Annotated in this window: 21 protein-coding genes; 14 read left to right on the top strand and 7 right to left on the bottom strand. The window is 67.5% G+C overall.

Annotated features, from left to right (window positions below):
* The first annotated feature begins 1 nt into the window (after position 1).
* The 5 genes from ACOYJQ_RS03720 to ACOYJQ_RS03700 all read left to right on the top strand — a co-directional run bounded on the left by ACOYJQ_RS03720 (position 2) and on the right by ACOYJQ_RS03700 (position 4,061).
* Positions 2-448 carry an ATP synthase subunit C gene (locus ACOYJQ_RS03720; protein WP_433456518.1) on the top strand — a complete coding sequence of 149 codons (447 nt, stop codon included), beginning with the start codon at positions 2-4 and terminating at the stop codon, positions 446-448.
* A gap of 24 nt (positions 449-472) precedes the next feature.
* Complete coding sequence (locus tag ACOYJQ_RS03715; RefSeq protein ID WP_433456516.1) at positions 473-1,165, top strand: hypothetical protein; 693 nt, start codon at positions 473-475, stop codon at positions 1,163-1,165.
* Positions 1,162-1,857: a hypothetical protein gene (locus ACOYJQ_RS03710; protein WP_433456514.1), complete on the top strand. Its 696-nt coding sequence runs from the start codon at positions 1,162-1,164 to the stop codon at positions 1,855-1,857. Before ACOYJQ_RS03715 ends, ACOYJQ_RS03710 begins: the two co-directional genes overlap by 4 nt.
* Entirely contained in the window at positions 1,854-3,680 is a 1,827-nt protein-coding gene (locus tag ACOYJQ_RS03705; protein WP_433456512.1) for a V-type ATP synthase subunit A, read from the top strand. Before ACOYJQ_RS03710 ends, ACOYJQ_RS03705 begins: the two co-directional genes overlap by 4 nt.
* A gap of 108 nt (positions 3,681-3,788) precedes the next feature.
* Positions 3,789-4,061 carry a hypothetical protein gene (locus ACOYJQ_RS03700; RefSeq protein ID WP_433456510.1) on the top strand — a complete coding sequence of 91 codons (273 nt, stop codon included), beginning with the start codon at positions 3,789-3,791 and terminating at the stop codon, positions 4,059-4,061.
* 100 nt (positions 4,062-4,161) lie between these two features.
* Here the strand turns inward: ACOYJQ_RS03700 and ACOYJQ_RS03695 are convergent, their stop codons facing one another.
* Positions 4,162-4,920, bottom strand: a complete 759-nt coding sequence (locus ACOYJQ_RS03695) for a M48 family metallopeptidase (RefSeq protein WP_433456508.1) — start codon at positions 4,918-4,920, stop codon at positions 4,162-4,164.
* 108 nt (positions 4,921-5,028) lie between these two features.
* Positions 5,029-6,333, bottom strand: a complete 1,305-nt coding sequence (locus tag ACOYJQ_RS03690) for a polyhydroxyalkanoate depolymerase (RefSeq protein ID WP_433456506.1) — start codon at positions 6,331-6,333, stop codon at positions 5,029-5,031.
* Between the two features lie 552 nt (positions 6,334-6,885).
* Between ACOYJQ_RS03690 and ACOYJQ_RS03685 the strand changes: the two genes are divergently transcribed.
* The 3 genes from ACOYJQ_RS03685 to ACOYJQ_RS03675 all read left to right on the top strand — a co-directional run bounded on the left by ACOYJQ_RS03685 (position 6,886) and on the right by ACOYJQ_RS03675 (position 10,999).
* Positions 6,886-8,229, top strand: a complete 1,344-nt coding sequence (locus ACOYJQ_RS03685) for an ActS/PrrB/RegB family redox-sensitive histidine kinase (protein ID WP_433456504.1) — start codon at positions 6,886-6,888, stop codon at positions 8,227-8,229.
* Between the two features lie 121 nt (positions 8,230-8,350).
* Positions 8,351-8,920 carry an ActR/PrrA/RegA family redox response regulator transcription factor gene (locus tag ACOYJQ_RS03680; protein ID WP_433456502.1) on the top strand — a complete coding sequence of 190 codons (570 nt, stop codon included), beginning with the start codon at positions 8,351-8,353 and terminating at the stop codon, positions 8,918-8,920.
* A gap of 54 nt (positions 8,921-8,974) precedes the next feature.
* Complete coding sequence (locus tag ACOYJQ_RS03675; RefSeq protein WP_433456500.1) at positions 8,975-10,999, top strand: SDR family NAD(P)-dependent oxidoreductase; 2,025 nt, start codon at positions 8,975-8,977, stop codon at positions 10,997-10,999.
* Here ACOYJQ_RS03675 and ACOYJQ_RS03670 read toward each other — a convergent pair.
* The 3 genes from ACOYJQ_RS03670 to ACOYJQ_RS03660 are packed head-to-tail and all read right to left on the bottom strand — an operon-like array spanning position 10,935 to position 13,928.
* Positions 10,935-11,867, bottom strand: coding sequence for an NAD-dependent epimerase/dehydratase family protein (locus ACOYJQ_RS03670; protein WP_433456498.1), 933 nt, complete (start codon positions 11,865-11,867; stop codon positions 10,935-10,937). The two genes, ACOYJQ_RS03675 and ACOYJQ_RS03670, sit on opposite strands and share 65 nt — an antisense overlap.
* A gap of 14 nt (positions 11,868-11,881) precedes the next feature.
* A complete protein-coding gene (locus ACOYJQ_RS03665; protein WP_433456496.1) occupies positions 11,882-12,874 on the bottom strand; it encodes a glycosyl transferase in 993 nt (330 codons plus the stop codon).
* A 1-nt stretch (position 12,875) separates the two neighbouring features.
* A complete protein-coding gene (locus ACOYJQ_RS03660) occupies positions 12,876-13,928 on the bottom strand; it encodes an NAD-dependent epimerase/dehydratase family protein (RefSeq protein WP_433456494.1) in 1,053 nt (350 codons plus the stop codon).
* A 193-nt stretch (positions 13,929-14,121) separates the two neighbouring features.
* Between ACOYJQ_RS03660 and ACOYJQ_RS03655 the strand changes: the two genes are divergently transcribed.
* The 3 genes from ACOYJQ_RS03655 (at position 14,122) to ACOYJQ_RS03645 (ending at position 15,371) form a co-directional block, all read left to right on the top strand.
* On the top strand, positions 14,122-14,334 hold the full coding sequence (locus ACOYJQ_RS03655; RefSeq protein WP_433456492.1) for a CsbD family protein: 213 nt from the start codon (positions 14,122-14,124) through the stop codon (positions 14,332-14,334).
* A 213-nt stretch (positions 14,335-14,547) separates the two neighbouring features.
* On the top strand, positions 14,548-14,883 hold the full coding sequence (locus ACOYJQ_RS03650) for a DUF883 family protein (RefSeq protein ID WP_433456490.1): 336 nt from the start codon (positions 14,548-14,550) through the stop codon (positions 14,881-14,883).
* Positions 14,880-15,371 carry a phage holin family protein gene (locus ACOYJQ_RS03645; RefSeq protein WP_433456488.1) on the top strand — a complete coding sequence of 164 codons (492 nt, stop codon included), beginning with the start codon at positions 14,880-14,882 and terminating at the stop codon, positions 15,369-15,371. Before ACOYJQ_RS03650 ends, ACOYJQ_RS03645 begins: the two co-directional genes overlap by 4 nt.
* 132 nt (positions 15,372-15,503) lie before the next feature.
* Here ACOYJQ_RS03645 and ACOYJQ_RS03640 read toward each other — a convergent pair whose 3' ends face one another.
* Complete coding sequence (locus ACOYJQ_RS03640; RefSeq protein WP_433456486.1) at positions 15,504-16,328, bottom strand: response regulator; 825 nt, start codon at positions 16,326-16,328, stop codon at positions 15,504-15,506.
* Between the two features lie 376 nt (positions 16,329-16,704).
* Here ACOYJQ_RS03640 and ACOYJQ_RS03635 point away from each other — a divergent pair, with 376 nt between their 5' ends.
* The 3 genes from ACOYJQ_RS03635 (at position 16,705) to ACOYJQ_RS03625 (ending at position 19,833) form a co-directional block, all read left to right on the top strand.
* Positions 16,705-16,998, top strand: a complete 294-nt coding sequence (locus ACOYJQ_RS03635) for a NepR family anti-sigma factor (protein ID WP_433456484.1) — start codon at positions 16,705-16,707, stop codon at positions 16,996-16,998.
* Between the two features lie 39 nt (positions 16,999-17,037).
* Positions 17,038-18,933 (top strand): histidine kinase dimerization/phosphoacceptor domain -containing protein, encoded by a 1,896-nt coding sequence (locus ACOYJQ_RS03630; protein WP_433456482.1) that lies wholly within the window; start codon positions 17,038-17,040, stop codon positions 18,931-18,933.
* Between the two features lie 288 nt (positions 18,934-19,221).
* Positions 19,222-19,833, top strand: coding sequence for a sigma-70 family RNA polymerase sigma factor (locus tag ACOYJQ_RS03625; protein WP_433456480.1), 612 nt, complete (start codon positions 19,222-19,224; stop codon positions 19,831-19,833).
* 124 nt (positions 19,834-19,957) lie between these two features.
* On the opposite strand, the gene ACOYJQ_RS03620 is transcribed toward ACOYJQ_RS03625, so the two are convergent.
* A complete protein-coding gene (locus ACOYJQ_RS03620; protein ID WP_433456478.1) occupies positions 19,958-20,323 on the bottom strand; it encodes a hypothetical protein in 366 nt (121 codons plus the stop codon).
* Between the last annotated feature and the right edge of the window lie 229 nt (positions 20,324-20,552).

Raw genomic sequence — 20,552 nt, 5'->3', positions numbered from 1 at the left:
CATGAATGAGTTCATCATCGCGCTCGGTTGGCTTGGCGTCTTCGCGCCGATGGGGCTCGGCGCGCTCGGCAGCGCCGTCGGCGTGGCGCTCGCGGGACAGGCGGCCATCGGCGCCATGCTGGAGACGGACGGCAATTACGGGCGCTATCTCGGCGTCTCGCTCATGCCCTCGTCCAACGTGATCTACGGCATCGTGGTGATGTTCTCGCTGCAACAGCCGATCACCGTCGAGAACGGCGGAGCGTTATTCGGCATCGGCTTCGTCACGGCGGTGGTGCTGCTCTATTCGGGCATGTGGCAGGGGCGCGTGTGCGCCAGCGCCATCGCCGCCTCCAAGAACAAGCCCGAGATCTTCGGCCTGAGCCTCGCGCCGGCGGCGATCGTCGAAGGATTTCAGGTCTTTTCCTTCGTGTTCGCGCTCGTGCTGGCGGGCTATATCGGGTCCTGATCCGGCAGTAACAGGAGGTCGCGCATGAGTGAACGGACAGCGGCGCAGCGCACGGCGTCGGGCGTCGAGGCGCTGATCGCCCGCCTGCGGGACGAGGGCGTGGAAGCGGGCCGGCAGGAGGCCGAGCGGATCGTGGGCGAGGCGCAGGCGCTGGCGCGCGCCACCATCGAGGATGCGGAGGCGCAGGCGGGCGCGATGCTGGAAAAGGCCCGCCGCGAGGCCGCCAATCTCCAGCGCGCCGGCGAGGATGCGCTGAAGGCCGCCGCCCGCGACGCGGTGCTCGACCTGCGCGACTATCTCTCCCGCCGCTTCGCCGGCGACGTGCGCCGGATGACCTCCGCTTCCATGCGCGACGAGGAACTGCTGAAACGCATGATCCTCGCGGTCGCCGGCCGGATGCGCGAGGAAGCGGGCGTCGACGCGGCGCGGGAGGTGGTGTTTCATCTGCCGCGCGCGGCCGTGGGGCTCGACGAGCTGCGCCGCAACCCGGAGGAGCTGAAGGAAGGCTCCCTCGCGCATTTCGCCGCCGCCTGCGCGGCCGGCATGCTGCGCGAGGGCGTGACCTTCACGCGCGCGGAGGACGAGGCGGACGGCCTGCGCATCCATCTGTCCGACAGGGGCGTCAGCGTCGATCTCACCGACGGCGCGGTCGCCGACATGCTTCTCGCGCACCTGCAACCGCGCTTCCGCGCGCTGCTGGAAGGCGTCGTCAAATGAGCGGCGCGGACCGCTACGTCATGCTGGTGGCCAGCCTGCCCGACCTCGGCGGGTTTCTGGAGGCGCAATCGCCGCCGATCACGTGGCTCCAGATCGAGGAGCGGCTCTCCGAACTCACCCCGGCCGACCGGGCGCAGCTCGACGACATCGCCAATGTCGTGGCGTGGGAGCGCCTGCGCGGCGACATCGAGGACGCGACCGTGCTCGCCCGCGCCGGGCGGGTCATCGCTTCCCTCGAAAGCGAGACGCTGCGCGAGCTGGTGCGCGACCGGCTGGAAATCCGCACGCTGGTGGCCGCGTTGCGCCGCCGCCACGCCGGCGAGGACGCGCCCGCAGCCGGCACGCCGCCCTGGGGGTTCGGCCGCTTCCTCGCCACCATCCGCGCGCATTGGGCCGATCCGGCGTTCGGCGTCGCGCGCGCCTTTCCGTGGGTGACGGAAGCGCAGGAGAAGCTGGCAAGCGGCGATACGGCGGGGCTCGAACGGGTGATCCTGCAAGCGGTCTGGAACGCGACAGGCCGCCACGCGCCGGCCCATACGTTCGACCTCGAGGCCGTCGCCGTCTACCTGCTGCGCTGGTCCATCGTCGACAACTGGGCGAAATACGACACCGCCGCCGCCACGTCGCGCTTCGCCCGCCTGCTGGACGAGGCGCTTGCCGACAGCCTTCCGACATTCGAGAGCGCGACATGACCCAGACATCCGCCACCGCTGCCGCCCCCGCGCCGACAGCGACCGTCGCCGCCGTGCAAGAGGATATCGTCCGCCTGCGCCTTGCCGATCCCGAGCGCGGCCGCCTCGTCAAGAACGAGGTCGTCTACATCCTGCCCGCCCGCGTTCCCGGCCGGAGGCTCAAGGGCGAGGTGCTGCGCGTGCGCGGCGACACCGCCGACGCGCAGGTGTTCGAAAGCACCGTGGGCATCGGCCTCGGCGACCCGGTGGAGCAGACCGGCCGCCTGCTGTCGATCCGCCTCGGTCCCGGCCTGCTGGGGCAGGTCTACGACGGCCTCCAGAACCCGCTGGAGGGCCTCGCGGCCGGGCACGGGCTGTTCCTGCCGCGCGGCGTGGAGGTGGCGGGCCTCGACCCGGCGGCGAAATGGGCCTTCGCCGCGACCCGGCGCGTCGGCGACAGGGTGAAGGCCGGCGACGTGCTCGGCCTCGTGCCGGAAGGGCCGATCAAGCACAAGATCATGGTGCCGTTCGATCTCGACGAGATGGTGACGGTCGACTGGATCCGCGACGGCTCCATGACCGTGGCGGAACCGCTCGCGCGCCTGAAGGCGGATTCGGGCGCCGAGCGCATCGTCACCATGCAGCAGGAATGGCCGGTGCGCGAGCCCCTGCCCCGCCGCCTGCTCGCCAGGGGCTTTTCCACCCGCCTCTATCCCGACGAGCCGATGGTGACGACCCAGCGCATCGTCGATACGTTCTTCCCGGTGGCGCAGGGCGGCGCGGCCTGCATTCCCGGCCCGTTCGGCGCCGGCAAGACCGTGCTGCTCAACCTCATCGCCCGCCATTCGGATGTCGATGTCGTCATCCTCGTCGCCTGCGGCGAGCGCGCCGGCGAGGTCGTGGAAACGATCACCGAGTTTCCGCAACTGGTCGACCCGAGAACCGGCAATGCATTGATGGACCGCACGGTGATCGTGTGCAACACGTCCTCGATGCCGGTCGCCTCGCGCGAGGCGTCCATCTATACGGGCATCACCATCGGCGAATATTATCGCCAGATGGGGCTGCGCGTGCTGATGATCGCGGACAGTTCCTCGCGCTGGGCGCAGGCGATGCGCGAGATATCCGGCCGGCTGGAGGAGATCCCCGGCGAGGAAGCCTTTCCCGCCTATCTCGACAGCGCCATCAAGGGCGTCTACGAGCGGGCGGGCCTGCTCGCCACCAACGACGGCGCGCGGGGCGCGCTCACCATCATCGGCGCGGTGTCGCCGGCAGGCGGCAATTTCGAGGAGCCGGTGACGCAATCGACGCTCGCCGCCGTCAAGTGCTTCCTCGGCCTCTCCTACGACCGCGCCTACAAGCGTTTCTACCCCGCCATCGACCCGCTGCAATCGTGGTCGCGCTACCGTCAGCAACTTGAAGGCTGGTACGCGGAACGCATGGGCGCGGGCTGGAACCGGCAGGTCGACGAACTGGCCGCGCTGCTGCGGCGCGGCGACGAGATCGCGCGCATGGAGCAGGTGGCGGGCGAGGAAGGCATCAGCACCGACGACTTCGTTACCGCCGAGGCGGCGCGCTTCGTGGACATGGTGTTCCTCCAGCAGGACGCCTTCGATCCCGTCGACGCCTCCTCTCCGCCGGAGCGCCAGAAGGAGCTTTTCGGCCTCGTCCACTCCATCGCCACCCGCCCCTACGCCTTCGAGGACAAGGAGGCGGTGCGCCGCCACTTCACGAAGCTCGCGGGCCTGTTCCGGAACTACAACTACGCGCCGGGCGGATCGGGCGAGGCGAAGCGGCTGCTGGAGGACATCGGGAAGCTCGACTCCAGCGCGCCCGTGAGCTGAGGCGGCCGCCGCCGCAAGCGTCATCGTCATCGGCCGGACGCGCCGCCTGTCTATCATCGCTTCAAGGAAATCGGCACCTACGCCGACATCCTCGCGCCCTACAAGACGTTGATCGTTCCCTTCAAGGACGGCAAGGCGGGCGAGCCCACCGGCCTCGCGGAGCGCGCGCATAACGCCGGCCTGCCGGTCGTCATCTGGACGCTGCGCCCGGAGAACAACTTCCTGCCCGCAAGCTTCCGCAAGGAGCCGGCCGGCGACAAGACAGCGCGCGGCGACAGCATCGGCGAGATCACCGTGTATCTGAACGCCGGCGTCAACGCCGTTTTCTCGGACGACCCGCAGGTCGCCCGTGCGGCGGTCGACGCATTTCTGAAGAAGTAACGCCAACGGCCGATGGGCTTGGCTCATCGGCCCCCGTCAGGCCCGCCTGTCGTTCGGAGCGCGTTCCGCCCGAACGGAACCGGCGGTTGCCCGCGCTCCTCTATCCGTATCGGTGCAACAGACTGCCGTGGCGCTTCAACCATGCCTCGGCCTGCGGCGTCGCGGGGCAGAGTTCGTGGGTGAGCGCCCAGAAACGGTCCGAATGGTTGAGTTCGCGCAGATGGGCGACCTCGTGCGCGGCCAGATAGTCGAGCACCAGCGGCGGCGCGAGGATGAGCCGCCAGGAGAAATTGAGCCGTCCCTGCGCCGAGCACGAGCCCCAGCGGCTTTTCGTGTCCCGCAGGGTGATGCTGCGGGCCGGCACGCCGAGCGCGCGCGTATACCGGGCGACGGCCTGCGACAGATCGCGGCGCGCTTCCGCCTGAAGAAAATCCCGCACGCGGCGCGCCACATGCGGCGCCTCGCCGGTCACGGAGATGATCGGCGCGCCCGCCGCGTCGACCGTCGCCGATGCCTGCCCGCGAAGGCCGCTCCAGTGCACGATCCGGTGCGGCACGTCGCGCAGCGGGATGAGCGCGCCGGGCTCGAAAGGCACGCGGCCGGGCACGCTTTGCATGCGTTGCGCCAGCCAGTCGCCGTGCGCGTCGAGAAACCGGCGCGCGGCGGCGATATCGCTGCGCGCCGGCATGGTCATGGTCGCCGTGCCGGTCGCCAGCGAAACGCGCAACGTGAAGCGTTTCACGCCCGCGCGGCGAACGACCCGCACGCGAAACACGCTTCCCGCGTGCGCGACATCGACATAGTCCGGGGCGGGATCGGGCGCCGGAGGCCGGCGGCCGCGGAACAGACGGGTCAACATCGGCTGTCAGATCGGCAAGAAGCGGGACATGGCCTGGATCACAGGAAAGGAGCGCCTATCTGTGCGCCATCCGCGGCCGCTGTCAACCCGACTGCGTCCGCCGCCCGGTCAGGCCACCGCCTCCAGCGCCGGGCGCAAGGCCGGACGCCGCTGCGCCGGGCGTTCGCCGGCCTCGCCGTCGCGTATCGCATCCACCCGCTCGATGAAGGCGGCGATGCGCGGGGCGATTTCCGTCACGAAGCGCCGGCCGTTGAACACGCCGTAATGCCCGACGCCAAGTTGCAGGTGGTGCTCGCGCAAATCATCGGGCAGATGCGGACACAGCCGATGCGCGGCCTTCGTCTGCCCCACGCCGGAGATATCGTCGCGCTCGCCTTCCACCGTCATCAGGGCGGTGCGGCGGATGGCGGAGAGGTCGACCCGCTCGCCGCGATGCTGCAAGCCGCCCCTCGGCAACAACTGCTCGACGAAGACGTTTTCCACCGTCTGCAAATAGAACTCGGCGGTGAGATCCATCACGGCCAGATATTCATCGTAGAAGGCGCGCTGCTTCTCGGCCGAATCGCCGTCGCCGGCCACGAGATGCTGGAACATGTCGTGGTGGGCGATGAGATGACGGTCGAGATTCATCGCCATGAAGCCGGAGAGTTGCAGGAAACCCGGATAGACGTCGCGCATGAAGCCGGGGCGCGTGAACGGCACCCGCGTGATGCAGTTGCGCCGGAACCAGGCAATGCCCCGCTCCTGGGCGAGACGGTTGACCTCGGTCGGGCTCTCGCGCGTGTCGATCGGGCCGCCCATCAGCGTCATCGAACGCGGCGCGGCCGGATCGTCCATCGCCTCCATGCGCGCCACCGCCGCGATCACCGGCACCGCCGGCTGGCACACGCCCATGACGTGAACGTCGGGACCGAGCAGGCGCAACATGGCGATGACGTAATCGATGTAGTCGTCGAGATCGAAACGCCCCTCGGACAGCGGCACCGTCGAGGCATCCACCCAGTCGGTGATATAAACGTCGTGCGTGGCGAGGAAGCGCTCCGCCGTGCCGCGCAGCAGCGTGGCGTAGTGGCCGGACATCGGCGCCACGATCAACAGTTTCGGCTGCTGGCGCGGGCCGCCCTGCCGCTCGAAGCGGATCAGCCGGCAGAACGGTGCCGTCCAGACCTCGCGCTCGCGGATGGCGACGCGGCGCCCCTCGATCTCGACCTCGCCGAAATCGAACGCCGGCTTGGCGTAACGGCGCGTGGAGCGCTCGAAAAGCTCGCAGGCGGCCGAAACCGTGCGCCCATACGTCGTATGGCTCAAGGGATTGACGGGAACGCTGAACGCGTAGCGGGTTGCATTCGTCACCGTGCGGGCGGGCCGCGCGAAAGCATAAGCCGCCTCATACCAGTAATAGGCGAGATTCATGATCCCGGCCTCCATCATTGTGGCGCCATGCGCTCTGACACGCACGAACGCGCAAGTCCTCCCAGGGGAAACGCGACAAGCGCGCCTCCCCGCCGGTCTGTGCCTTCACCGGGATTGGCCCGGCGGGAACGCCGCGCTGGATCTTCCAGCTTCCGGTTTCCCCTGTTCCCGATCCGGGCTTTTCCTGAGCGCCTCCGGCATGCGCGGAGCGCCTGCCTTCCCCGCTTTCATCCTCGTGAACGTTAGCCGGAGCGTAATTGTTTCAATCAAAACTTTCAAATTCAGTTAACGCGAATCAGGGAACTTTTTTGCCCTGCAACAAGTTTCTCTTGTAACTATTAACATATTTTTAACAGCCTTGCCGCATCCGCGAGCAACGCCGTGCTGCGCCGGCGTCGGAAAAACGGCCTCCGAAAGGCCACGGCGCGAATCACCCTGCGGCGTCGATGGACGATTCGCACGGCCCGTCCCCGGATGATCTGTGGACATGACTCGCCGCGCTTCGTCGGGTATAGCGTCCGGGCGGCCCGGCGCGGCCGCGAGGGGGCGGCGATGGACAGGGACGGAGGCGTCGAGACGGTACACGGCGCTCACAGGCTGAAGGTCGACACGCTGGTGCGCCTGCGCTGGCTCGCGGTCATCGGCCAGAGCGCGGCCGTGGCGGGGGTGCATCTGGGGCTCGGTTATCCGTTGTCGTTCGGCCCCTGCTTTCTGACGATCGCCTGTTCGGCCCTGCTCAACATCGTGCTGCGCATCCGGTATCCGATGAGCGCGCGGCTCGATCCGGCGCTGGCGTCGCTCATTCTGGGCTTCGATGTCCTGCAATTATGCGTGCTGCTGTTTCTGACCGGCGGCCTGCAAAACCCCTTCTCGCTGCTGGTTCTCGCGCCGGTGATGATCTCCGCGACGGCGCTGCCGCCCTGGCGCACGCTCCTGCTGGGGGGCTTCGCGCTGGCGCTCACCACGGGCCTCGCCTTCTTCCACCTGCCGCTGCCCTGGATTCCGGGCGAGACGCTGGCCCTGCCGCTGCCCTATGTCATCGGCATCTGGTGGGCCATCCAGCTCGGGCTCGGCTTCACCGGCGTCTACGCCTGGCGTGTGGCGGAGGAGGCGCGCCAGCTCGCGCACGCCCTTTCCGCGACGGAACTGGTGCTGGAGCGCGAGCAGCACCTGTCGCAGCTCGACGGCCTCGCCGCCGCTGCCGCGCACGAGCTGGGCACGCCGCTGGCCACCATCGCGCTCGTGGTGCGCGAGCTCGATCATTCCATCGGTCCGGGGCATCCGATGGCGGAGGATATCGCGCTGCTGCGGGAGCAGGTCGGCCGCTGCCGCGAGATCCTGGCGACGCTGACCTCGCTCGGCACGAACGACGCCGGCCCGCTGGACAGGCTCACCCTCTCGCATCTCATCGAGGAAGTGGCCGGCCCGCAGCGCGGCTTCGACGTGCCGATCGCCATCACCTGCGAGGGAGAGGGCCGCGAGCCCGTGACCGCCCGCAACCCCGGCGTGCTCTACGGGCTCGGCAACATCGTCGACAACGCGGTCGACTACGCCCGCACGCAGGTGCGCATCGAGGCACGCTGGACGGCGGATACGGTGTCGCTGACGGTGCGCGACGACGGGCCGGGCTTCACGCCGGACATCCTGCTGCGGCTGGGGGAACCCTATGTCACCTCGCGCGGCGCGGAGCGGCGGGGCATCACGCGGCGAAGCGACGACGGCGACGGCGACGCCAACGGCCACGGGCTCGGCGTGTTCATCGCCAAGACGCTCATCGAGCGCTCCGGCGCCGAAGTGCACTGGACGAACGCGCCGACGCCGGAGGAAGGGGCCATCGTGACGGTGATATGGCCGCGGCGGGCATTCGAGCCGGCGCAGGTCAACGGCAAGGCATGACGGCGGCCCGGAGTTGTCAACACCCGCGCGCGATATCTTGCCCGGCAATTTCCGTCCTCCCGGAATTTGCGAACGCGGCGAAATGGTGCATAAAGTGATGCCGGCGTTAAGGAGGAGTGCAATGACTGACGCGCAGGAGCCCGAAACGGACACGGATGGCCCGGCCGGCGACAGGAGCCTTGTGATCGTCGACGACGACCACGCCTTCCTCACCCGCCTCGCCCGTGCGATGGAACAGCGGGGATACGAGGTCCGCACCGCCGATACGGTGGCGGGCGGCATCGCGCTGATCGAGGAAGATCCGCCGGCCTACGCCGTCATCGACATGCGCCTTGCCGACGGCAACGGCCTCGACGCCATCACCCGCCTGAGCGAAGTGCGGCCCGATGCGCGCGGCATCATCCTGACGGGATACGGCAACATCGCCACCGCCGTGACGGCGGTGAAGCTCGGCGCGTTCGACTATCTGGCCAAACCGGCGGATGCGGACGAAATCCACGCCGCGCTGATCTCGCGCTCCGGCGAGCGCGCGCCGGTGCCGGAGAATCCGATGTCGGCGGATCGCGTGCGCTGGGAGCATATCCAGCGCATCTACGAGGCATGCAGCCGCAACGTGTCGGAAACGGCGCGCCGCCTCAACATGCACCGGCGCACGCTGCAACGGATACTCGCCAAGCGGGCGCCGCGCTGATGCGGCGGCCCGGACATTGACAACAGGCGCCGCGCGGCGGATACCCGGCGGGCAATGACCACGACGCACACCCGCTCATCGACCGGTTTCAAGAAATTCCTCATCATCGCCCATGACCTCGTCATGACCGGGCTGGCGGTGGCGCTGGCCTTCGCCATGCGGTTCGAGGGGCCGATGCTGGACACGCGCCTCGACGCGTTGCCGATCATCCTGCCCGGATTCGTGGCCTACGCGGGCATCGTCTACTGGATCTTCGCGCTCTACAAATCGCGCTGGCGCTTCGCCTCCCTGCCCGATCTCGCCAACATCCTGCGCGCCGTCACCGTTCTGGCGCTGACGTTGCTCGTGGTGGACTACGTGCTGGCGTCGAGCACGTTCTACGGCTTCTTCTTCTTCGGCAAGATCACCATCGTCCTCTACTGGATGCTGCAACTCTTCCTGCTGGGGGGGCCGCGTCTCGCCTATCGCTACCTGAAATACGCGCAATCGCGGCAGACGCTGGTACGCGAGGGCGCGGTGCCCGCGCTCATCCTCGGGCGCGGCTCGGATGCGGAAGTGCTGCTGCGCGCCATCGAATCGGGGGCGCTGCGCAAGATCCAGCCCAAGGGCATCCTGACGCCGCGCGACAGCGATCTCGGCCAGTCCATTCGCGGCGTGCCGGTGGTGGGCCGCTTTGCCGATCTCGAACAGGCGGTCGCGGATTTCGCCGAGCGCGGCTACAACATCCGCCGCCTCGTGCTTGCGCCGAGCGCGCTGGGGCAGGAGGCGGAGCGCGAGCATCTGCTGGCGCGCGCGCGCAAGCTCGGCCTTCCGCTCTCGCGGCTGCAAGGGCTCGATGTCGGCAAGGGCGAGATGACGGGCGAGATTGCCGGCGGCATCGCCTCGCTCGCCCCCGTCGAGATCGAGGATCTGCTGTTGCGCCCCACCGTGGAGATCGACCACGAACGGCTGGCGCGCTTCATCCGCGGCAAACGCGTGGCGGTGACGGGCGGCGGCGGCTCCATCGGCAGCGAGATCTGCATGCGGGCGGCCGCCTTCGGCGCCTCCGACATCCTGGTGATCGAGAATTCCGAACCGGCCCTGCACCAGATCACCGAGGAACTGCGCGCGCTCGATGCCGCATCCGCTGCCGGCCTCGTCGTCCACGGGGCCATCGCCGATGTGCGCGACAGCGCGCGGCTCCACCGGCTGCTCGCCGACTATCGCCCCTACGTGGTGTTCCATGCCGCCGCGCTGAAGCATGTGCCCTATCTGGAGCAGGACTGGGCGGAGGGCGTCCGCACCAACGTCTTCGGCTCCGTGAACGCCGCCGACGCCGCCCTCGCGGCCGGGGCGCGCGCCTTCGTGATGATCTCCACCGACAAGGCCATCGAGCCCGTCTCCATGCTCGGCGCGACCAAGCGGTTCGCGGAGATGTACGCGCAGGCGCTGGACAGCGCGCGGGCGCACGATCCCGGCGCGCCGCGGCTCATCGCCGTGCGCTTCGGCAACGTGCTGGGCTCGAACGGCTCGGTGGTGCCCAAGTTCAAGGCGCAGATCGCCCGCGGCGGGCCGGTGACGGTGACGCACAAGGACATGGTGCGCTATTTCATGACGGTGCGCGAGGCGTGCAATCTGGTGCTCACCGCCGCCTCCCATGCAGATCGCGACATGCGCGAGGCGCCGGCCGAAACCGAGCGTCCTTCGGTCTACGTGCTGAAGATGGGCCAGCCGGTGCGCATTCACGACATGGCCGAACGCATGATCCGGCTCGCGGGCTTCGAGCCCGGCACCGAGATCGAGATCGCCGTCACCGGCATCCGGCCCGGCGAGCGCCTGCACGAAATCCTGTTCGCGCACGACGAAACCATCACCGAAACCGGCATCGACGGCGTGATGGCGGCGCGGGCCGTCTTCGCCAGCCGGATACAGCTCGGCGTCTGGCTCGCGCAACTCGAGGACGCGGTGACGCGCTACGACCGGGCGGCGGCCGAAGCCGTGTTCGATGCCGCGATTCCCGATTTCGCCCGCCGCCCTATCGCCGCGCCAGCAACGCACCAAGCCGACGCAGCCCCTCCCGCGACGAAACGGCCGGCGTAAAGCCCGACCGGGCGAGCCGCCCGCCGTCGACGACGAGCGGGCTGTCGAGCCGCTCCAGCAGCGCCGCGCGTCCCACCGGTATCAGGCCGGCGCGCAGCAGAGGCAGCGGCACGCCGAGAAGGCCGGGCCGGCGCCCCATGCCCGCCCGCAGGGCGGCGACGATCTCCCCGACATCGAGCGGCCCCGGATCGGCGACGATGAACGGCCCCGCGAGCGGCGCGCCGTCGGCGTCGCGCGCCGTGAGCAGATGGCGCACCGCATCCGCCACCGTCTCCACCGCCACCAGCGAGCGCCGCGCGCGCAACGCGCCGAACGGCAGCGGAAGCGGCAGGCGCGCAAGGCGGATGAGCGCGCCCATGTTGCCGCGCACGCCCTCCCCGTAAACCAGCACCGGCCGCAGCGACGCGGCGAACAGCCCGTCGATCTCGGCCAGGTCGCGCTCGGCCGCCAGTTTCGAACGGCCGTAGTCGTCGGTCGGGTGCGGCGCATCCGCCTCGCTCAGCACCGTGGCGCTGGAAGGCCCCGTCTGGGCGCGGATCGAGGACAGGAAGACGAAACGCCCCACCCGCCCCCGCGCCGCATGCGCGAGATGCAGCGTGGCGGCGTGATTCACCTGCCGATAACGCTCCGGCAGAATCTCGGGGCCGGCATGGGCGATGCCGGCGGAATGGACAACGGCGTCGACGCCCGCCAGCGCCGCCCGCCAGTCCGGCGAACCGCCGATGTCGCCGACGACAGCGCGCTCCACCTCCGGCGCAAGGGCGATGTCCTCCCGCAGCGCGGCGCGCACGACATGGCCATCGCGCAGCAGCGCCGCCGTCAGATGACGACCGATGAAGCCGCTCGCCCCCGTGAGCAATATCCGCATCCCGCCCGCTCCCGCTATCGCCTCACCGAAAAACGAAACAGCACGAGGCCGACCAGCGCCCCCCCCGCCGCCAGCGCCGCCCCTTGCCAAACGGGCGCGTCGACGGCCAGCGTCAGCCCGGCGAGCAGCGCGAGCAGCCCGTTGAGCCCTGCCACATGGGCGATGACGGCCGGCACGGACCAGCCGTTGTCGGTGGCGCGCTGGTAGAAATGGCTGCGATGGGCCTCCCACACCTTTTCACCGCGCGACAGGCGACGCAGCAGCGTGATCGTGGCATCGCACAGATAGTAGAGCGGCAGCAGCAGCGCCGCCGCAAGCCCACCCTCCCCCGCAAGCCGGTAGAGCAGAAAACCGACGATGAGCCCGATGGGCAGCGATCCGACATCGCCGAGAAAAAGCCGCGCCACAGGCCGGTTGAACGGCGCGAAACCGATGAGAGCGCCGAGCAGCGCCGCCGCGATGACGCCGCTCGCCGGATCGAGCCGACCGAAAGCCGCGAACAGTGCCAGCGCCGCCGTGACGGGCGCCATTTCGGCGACCGTCATCCAGTCGAGCCCGTCCATGAAGTTGACGAGGTTGACGAACCAGATGCCGGCGAGCGCGACCAGCAGCCACTCGGCCGCCGCCGGCAGGGCGGGAAACAGCGTGCCCACCCCCGCGCCCGCCAGCGCAAACGCCACCGCCAGCGCCTGAATGACAAGCCGCAACGAGGCCGGAAGCGGACGGATGTCGTCGACGGCCCCCACCACGGCAAGCCCGACGGCCGCCGCCGCCAGCAGCAGGAAGCCCGGCAGGTCCGCCGCCGGCCCGGCGAGCGCGAGCCCCGCGCCCGCGCAGACGAGCGCCGCCGCGACAACCGCGATGCCGCCGCCCTGCGGGGTCGGAATCCGGTGGCTGGAACGGGCGTTGGGACGCGCCAGCGCATAGCGCTGCAACAGCGGCCGCAGCGCGACGATCAGCCCGTATGACAGCGCGAGCGCGGCAAGCAGAACGGCGACGGCCAGCACGTCATGCCCCGTGATAGGCGCGATACCAGTCCACGAAGCGGCGCACGCCGTCCTCAAGGGCCGTCGCGGGCGCGAAGCCGGTGTCGCGGACGAGATCGGCGATGTCCGCCGCCGTCTCCAGCATGTCGCCGGGCGGCAGCGGCATGTCGGTGCGCACGGCCTTGCTGCCCAGCGCATCCTCGATGATCGCGATCAGCCGGTTGAGTTCCTCGGGACGGTTGTTGCCGATATTGTAGACGCGATGCGGCGCCGACGAGGTGGCGGGGTCCGGCGCAAGCCCGTCCCAGAGCGGGTTCGGCGCGGCGGGGCGATCGAGCACGCGCAGCACGCCTTCCGCCACGTCGTCGACATAGGTGAAGTCGCGCCACACCTGCCCGCCGTTCGCGACGCTGATCGGCAGCCCGCGCGCGATCGCATCCGTAAAGATGTAGACGGCCATGTCCGGCCGGCCCCAAGGCCCGTAGACGGTGAAGAAACGCAGCCCCGTCGCCGGCAGGCCGTAGAGATGCGCATAGGAATGCGCCATCAGCTCGTTGGACTTCTTCGTCGCCGCGTAGAGGCTGACCGGATGGTCGACATTGTCGCGCTCGCAAAAGGGCACCTTGCGGTTGGCGCCGTAGACGGAGCTGGACGAGGCATAGACCAGATGCGCGATGCCGGCATGGCGGCAGCCTTCCAGCACGTTGAGAAAGGCCACCACGTTGTCGCCGACATAAGGATGCGGATCGACCAGCGACTGACGCACGCCCGGCTGGGCGGCAAGATGCACCACCTTGCGCGGCGCGACCTCGGCGAACGTCGCCGCCGTCGCGGCCGCATCGGCGAGATCGAACCGCAAGGCGCGAAAACCGGCATATCCGCCCAGCGCCGCGAGCCGCGCCTCCTTCAGCGCGGGATCGTAATAGGGCGACAGGCGGTCGACCCCCACCACCGTCTCGCCCCGCTCCAGCAGGCGGCGGGCGACATGGAACCCGACGAAACCCGCAACCCCCGTCACCAGAACGGGCGAGGCGGCGGAAACGGCGGGCGTGGATAGCGACGGGTCGTTTGGCAAGTGGTGTTCCGCTCAGGTCACGGTTCGATCATCAGCCAGCGGACAATAAAGCAATTTTTTGGGAATGGGAGAGCGAAAGCGCGCTTTCGCGCGCCGCATACACGCCTTTCGGCCGCAAGGTGAACAGACGTATACGGAACCTTTCCTCTGTGCGCACGTTCCTCTGTTGTCCAACCTACAGGGAGACATTATCATGAGCACTGCACAGAACACTTGGGATCGGATTCAAGGCAACTGGAAGCAGTTCACCGGTCAGGTGAAACAACAATGGGGCGAGCTCACCGACGACGACCTCACCGTCATCGACGGCAAGCGCGAGGAACTCGCCGGTCGCCTCCAGGAACGTTACGGCTACGCCAAGGAGCAGGCGGAGCGCGAGATCGACGACTGGACTTCGCGGCTCTGAGCCGGCCGTCCAGCGTTTTTAGAGCGGAGTGCATTCAAGTGGAATCGTCACGCCGCTCCAAATTCTATATTTTACCGCAACTTGCGTTCAATTCGATGGATCGGTTTGAACGCAAACTGCTCCAGTTCACCGCGTCACCGACAGGCGTCAGCCCGCAGGCCGGGGCTGGCGTCGCCCTTCACCCCACAATCTCACCCCCGAAAGGATCGCATCATGGCAGAGAAAACCGAAAACGCGTTCAACGCCGACATCGAGACCCTGCGCAACGATATCCGCACGCTCACCGATTCGGTGGCGGACCTTGTGCGCCGGGAGACGGAGAGCGCGCGCGCCGGCGTCAAGGGCGCGGCGGACAGCATCGCCGAAACCGTTTCGTCCACCACGGCGTCGGTCGGCGAAGCCGGGCGGCGTCTGGCTTCCGACGCCCAGGACAGCGTGCGCTCCGCCACGTCGCAGGTCGAGGCCTGCATCGAAAAGAACCCGGTGCAATCGGTTCTCATCGCCGCGGGCGTGGGCTTCGTGATCGGCCTGTTGAGCCGGCGGGTATGATCGGCCTTATCAGGGCGTTGCTCGGCGCGCAGGTTTTCGCGGCGCAAACCGCGCGCCTGCGCGATGATGCACGGCGCGCCGTCTTGCGCGCCGTCGGGCTTGTCGTTGCGGCCATCTTCGCTGCCGTCGGCGTGGGCTTTCTCACCGCCGCCGGGCATCGAACGCTCGCACGCATGCTGGACCCGGTCAGCGCATCGCTGATCGTGGCGGGCGTCTACCTGGGAGCGGCCGCCATCATATGGCTGGCGACAACGCTCGCCGCGCGCAGGCGTACCCGCCCCCCGCAACCGGCGGCGGATCTCGGCGCGGCGACGATGAGCGCGATGCAGGGGCTCGGCGAGACGGTGCGCGACCTGAAACCCGAGGAACTGGCGTTGAAGGGCGGGCAGAAACTGGCCCGCGCCGTGGGGCCGTGGACGCTGGCGGGCGTGGCGGTGCTCGCCGGCTACGTTCTCGCCCGCCGCGTCGATCGCGACACGCGATCGTGATCCGGTCGTCTGCATCGGACCACCGGAGCGCTTTCCGATGAGAGCGGGATGCGATCAGATTGAATCGCCATCCCGCTCTTTGCGTTTCGCTGAAATGCAAAAAGCCTATCGAAGCCCGGCAAAGAAACCCGCTCAGCCCGCCGCCGCGAGAGAAGCGGGGCCGCGCGCCTGCTGGCCGAAGAACAGCGCCTGACTGATCACGGCGCGCACCACGTCGACGCTGAACGGCTTGGTGATCAGGAATGCGGGCTCGGGGCGCTCGCCGGTGAGCAACCGTTCGGGATAGGCGGTGATGAAGACGACCGGCACCTCGATCCGCGTCAGAATCTCGTTCACCGCGTCCAGCCCCGAACTGCCGTCGGCGAGTTGAATGTCCGCCAGCACGAGGCCGGGCGGATGCGCCGCAACCGCGGCGACAGCCTCCGCATGCGTGCGCGCGATGCCCGTGACCCGATGGCCGAGCCCCTCGACAAGCGCCTCGATATCCATGGCGATGATCGGCTCATCCTCGATGATCAGCACGTCGGAGGCGATCTGGGCGGAAATCTCGCGGCTCGCCTGCTGCACGAGGTCCTCCACCTCATCCATCGAGACATCCAGCGCTTGGGCGATTTCTTCCCGCGACAGCCCTTCGAGCACATCGAGCAGGAAGGCCGCGCGCGGTTGCAGGCCGAGCGCGGCGAGCGCCCGTCCCGCATGCTGCTCGATCGCGCCGGCGACCGCCGCTTCCGGCGGGCTTTCCCGGCCGTTGGTGGGCACGCGCTGCCAGATATCGAGCAGCACGCGGAACAGCGCCACGCGCGGCGCGATGTCGCGGCGCAGCAGGCCGGGATCGGCGACGAGGGCCTCGAGCGCCGCGACCGCATGCGCATCGCCGCTCGCCTGGCTGCCCGTGAGCGCGCGCGACAGACGGCGCAGATAAGGCAGATGCGGCGCAACCAGTTGGGAAAGAGACATCGGAAACACCCCTTCGAGGAAATACGGGTGGAGGAACGCTATTCACGCGGATCAGCGGCCGCCAAAGGCACCGTGAACGGAGAATATACATATTTTCCGGATCTGCCTGCGGAAACAACCGCGCATCTTCGGACGTTTCCGTCTTGCCGACCGCGCGTCTTGCCGATTGCGCGCTGCCGGCCCGGCTGATCCGTGATATTAACGCCGCGCATCGCGAAAAGTTCCACCGCCGGGGAACCTTTTGCATGCATTGACGTTCCCCAACAGATTATGAGCCATCGTCAGGATATAGTGGACTGGATGCGAATTGGACATGAGGAATGAAGTGGCTGCGGATATGTCGACATATCCGGCGGCGGGACGGTTGGAGGCCGCGATGAAGGATACAGGTCGTTCCGGCAAAGGACAGCGGTCGCAAGCCGATGGTGCGGGCGCGCCCGGCGCGGGCGCGGACCATGAGGCGGCGCAGGCCGGCATCAGCGCGGACCGGCCGGAGCGCCAGGCGGATAAACGGACGCCGGACAAGCAGGCGTTGCCGCTGGCGCCCGATGTCCAGAACCGCATCGGCGAGCAGTTGCAGATGCTCTACAGCGATCTCCTGACGCAGGCGACGCCGGACCGTTTCCTCAAGCTTCTCGACGATCTCGATCGGAAGTCCCGGCAGCATTGACGCGCCCGCGATCCGGCGCGACGCAGGGGAGCGACGCCAGTGACGGCTTACGAGCGACAGCAGTCCGTGCGGCGCGCCCCTCTTTCCGCCACCGTCGAAAGGAAGGAGGGCGCGCCTTCCCGCAGGGGCCATATCGGCGGGCTCGGTCTGCGCAACCAGATCGTCGTCGTGCTGGGGCTCGTGCTGCTGCCCGCCGCCATTCTTTCGGGCATCTGGACTTTCTCGCAATACCGGCACCTGTGCGCCCTCAAACTCGCCGGGGCCGAGCGCGCGGCGGAGCGCATGGCGAGCGACGTCAGCGATTTTCTGCGCAACAACGGCACCATCGCGGCCACACAATTCGCGCCGGACGACCCGGCGGTGACGCAACGCGGCCGGTGCGAGGCCCGCCTTTCCGATGTGCTGCGGGAGAGACGCGAATACAGTTTCTCCGCCGTTTTCGTCGACGACGCGCTGATATGCGTCGTCGATTCGGGCGGTCATTTCATGTCCGACGAGCACGCCAGAGCGGAAACGAGCGCGTTGGCGGCGCGTTTGCTGGCCCGGCGCACGGACAGCGGGCCGGCGTTCCTGCACGTCCCGGACGGCCGCCATCTGATGCTCGGAGCCGTGGTGCGGCCGCCCGCGCCGAGGGAGGCCGGCAACGGCGGCGCGCCGGCGGCCCCCGCCCGGCATGTGCTCGTCGTCACCGCGCTGCGCACGGCCGTGCTGTCCTACGCGATCGGCGCCATGCGGCTCGGCATCGAACGCGGAACGGCCATCCTGTCGGCGGACGGCGACGTCATCGCCCGCTCGGCCTCGCCGCCGATCCCGGACAACTGGTTTCCCCAAGGCGCCACGACGCTAACGGACGCCATCGGACGCCTCTCGCCCGGCGAAAGCTTCGACAGCGCGGAAAATCCGCCGGCCCGGGTGAGCTTCGAAGCGCAATCTCAATCCGGGGAGCGCTTTCGCTATTTCCTCGCGCCGACGGTGAACCCCGACCTGCTCGTGATGACGGGCTATCCCGAGGCGTTGCTGTTCGCGTCGGAACGCTCCGTCCTGTGGAGTTCCCTGCTGCCCATGCTGCTGATGCTCATCGTGGCCACGGCGGGCACGTTGTGGGTGACGGAACGTCTCATCGTGCGCTGGATCACCTATCTGCAACGCGTCACGCGCGTCTACGGCAGCGGGCGGCTGTCCGTGCGCGCCGTGCGCATCGGCGACGCGCCGCGAGAGCTGGCGGAGCTGGGAACGGCCTTCAACGAGATGGCCGCGAACATCGCCGGCCATGCGCGCCAACTCGAGCGGGCGGCGGTGGAAAAGGACAGCCTGCTGCGGGAGTTGCATCACCGCGTCAAGAACAATTTCCAGGTCATCGTCAGCCTCCTCAGCCTGCACAAGCGCGCGGCGGCGCCGGAAGACAGCGCGGATGGCGACGGGCTGCGCTTCATCGAGGATCACGTACAGGCGATGTCTGTCGCCTACCGCGTGGGCTACAGCTCCGGCGATCTGGGCGAAACGCCGCTGGCGGAACTCATGCACGACGTCATCGACTGCCTGCGGCGCACCGCGGGCGTCGCGGAAGCCGATATCGTCGAAATGCCGCCCGCCACGGGCCATATCGTCGATCTCGACCGGGCGATCGGCATCGCGCTTTATCTCGCCGCGCTGCTGCCCGCTTATCTCGACGCCGTCAAACGCTCCCCCGCCGGCGTCGCGCGCAAGGCCGTCATCGGCGCGGAAGTGCGGACGACGGGGCGGGCGACGGCCGAGTTGCGCCTGACGCTCGATACGGCCCCTGCGCTCCCGGTCGCCGTATCGCCGCTGAAGGAGCGACTGGCCCGCGCCTACATCCGCCAGCTCGGCGCGGCGGTGGTGGAGCCGGAAGCCGGTCGAAGCGCGGAATCGCCGCGACGCGAGATCGCGATTCCGCTGGGCGCCGCAGACGCCTGACAACAGCATCGCGGCGAGAGATTCGCGACGGCAGAATATCCGTATATTCCATGCAGCATAAATTGTACTGGCTTATGTTTCATAATTTACTCTTATTTCCGCTTCATTCATCGAGGCATTGTTCTGCAAGGGATTACAGTCGCCGCATGCCGATCGTCGGAACTTTTTGCGCGGACATGCGTTCAACCGTCGACATCAACGGCCAAGCACAAGGCGACGGCGCGGCGACAGGCAACGCGGGAAGATGCCGCGGCCGGATCGGGAAAACCGAAGTCAGGGGGGATGCGTATGCCGCATGAAAAAACGAACGCGGGCAACGATCCGGCGAGCGGGGCCGGGGAAGCGAATGCGCCCGTCAGGCAGGAGTTGATTGCAACCATCCCGAAACTGCGCGCCTTCGCCATTTCCCTCTGCGGAAAGCCGGAGCGGGCGGACGATCTGGTGCAGGAAACGCTGATCCGGGCCTGGTCGAAACTGTCGTCTTTCACCGAAGGCTCGAACATGGCAGCCTGGCTCTACACGATCCTGCGCAACGTGTTCTACTCGGAATACCGCAAGCGTCGGCGCGAGGTGGAGGATGTCGACGGCCGGATAGCCTCGCAGCAAGCCGCCCCGCCGCCGCAGATGGGCCACATGAACATGCGGGACTTCCGCGAGGCGCTGATGAAGCTGCCGAACGACCAGCGTGAGGCGCTGGTGCTGGTGGGGGGCGCGGGCCTGTCCTACGAGGAGGCCGCGGAAGTATGCGGCTGCGCGCTCGGCACCATCAAGAGCCGGGTCAACCGGGCGCGAACCCGCCTCGCCAGCCTGCTGTCGATCGATTCGGCCGGAGAAATCGGCCCCGACCCCGCGTGGCACGGCGTGCTGGAGCAGACGGCGAGCCCCGGCAGTTCCCGCTAGAGCATTTCGGCGTTTCGTTGAAACGTAGAAATTCTCTATCTTATTGACTTGACGCGTTTTCTTCACGCAAAGCGGTATCCACTTTGCTTGAAAACGCTCTAGAATGCATTCCGCTCAAATGGAATCATTTGATCGATAAGAATCCGCTCGAAATTGGAAAGTTATCGTATGCCGGCGTTTCGATGAAACGACGACATGCGCCGGAGCGCCGTTCTTTGAAGCGGAACGGGCATTTTTCTCCATCTCCCTGTTCATGCATCAAATCGAAAAGCGTGCATTGTTTGGCTTGATGCAACGAAGCATCTTCGCCTTCCGTCGCAACGCGGAAATGCCCTGTTCTTTTGCTTGAGCACGATCTTTTTCCGAAAGCGGCACCCGCTTTGAGGATCGTGCTGCGGGCTTTCCCTGAATCATGCCGCCCCGGAACCATGCTTGCCTGATATGGGCCGAGCGCCGTGCAAGGCACGGCAGATAATACGTCAGAACTCAACCCGCGCCTGCATCCCTACAGAAAAATGAAACAGGGCAAACAAGATATTAAAATCAATATCTTAAAATAAAAATTAATTTTTTAAATATTACTAGATTTAATAAAAAGTAAATTTCTATCTATAAACATTTATATTTATATATAAGCATCTATATTAATGTTTATTAAACGTATATATTGTATTAAATTTATCTCATAATTCTGTCAAACCTTCATATATTATGGAGAA

The sequence above is a fragment of the Pseudochelatococcus sp. genome (genome assembly GCF_050946405.1).
Classification (GTDB): domain Bacteria; phylum Pseudomonadota; class Alphaproteobacteria; order Rhizobiales; family Beijerinckiaceae; genus Pseudochelatococcus.
Note: the sequence above shows the minus strand (reverse complement) of the source record. Positions and strands in the feature narration are given on the sequence as shown.